This is a genomic window from Leucobacter sp. M11, assembly GCF_035726885.1.
In the GTDB taxonomy this organism is placed as follows: Bacteria; Actinomycetota; Actinomycetes; order Actinomycetales; family Microbacteriaceae; genus JAPFRB01.
The window spans coordinates 20,501-21,019 of the sequence record NZ_JAPFRB010000006.1 but is presented as its reverse complement, the minus strand read 5'-3'; the positions used below and the strand labels follow the sequence as shown (position 1 = coordinate 21,019).

At 68.6% G+C, this 519-nt stretch carries 1 protein-coding gene; it reads right to left on the bottom strand.

What is annotated here, in order from left to right:
* On the bottom strand, positions 1–444 hold a 444-nt coding region (locus tag OOT08_RS17115), incomplete at its 3' end, for a TetR/AcrR family transcriptional regulator (RefSeq protein ID WP_325094054.1).
* Positions 445–519: the final 75 nt, after the last annotated feature.

The following is a 519-nucleotide window of genomic DNA, read 5'->3' as shown; positions in this document are numbered from 1 at the left end:
CGCCTGGGTGATCGTGGCCACACCGAGGACCGTCGCGAACATGGTCCGGTAGAACACAAAGCCGCGTTCCGGGTCGAGCCCGGCCTGTTCCGCGCAGCGCAGGAAGCCCTCGGGGAAGCGCAGGCCCGCCGGGCTGGCGAGCCGCCCCGTGGCGATGAGCCGGTTCATCCAGGGATGCCGGGCGAGCACGTCGTGCAGGCAGGCGGCCAGCTCCACCGCGGTCTCGACGGGGTCCGCCCCGGGCTCGGGGAACTCGATCTCGGCGGAGACCCGCTCGACGAGCGCGAGGAGCAGGGCGTCGCGGTCGGCGAAGTACCGGTAGAGCGCCATCGGGGTCACGCCGAGTCGGGCCGCGAGCGGGCGCATGGCCAGCGCGGCCTCCCCCTCGGTCACCATGATCCGCATCGCCTCATCGACGATGCGCTCGGGATCCAACCTGCTCATCACTTCCTCCGATCTTGATAAGGACAGCCTAACTATACGCGTATACTTTTCTCCGTGACAACCTCCAATCCTCTG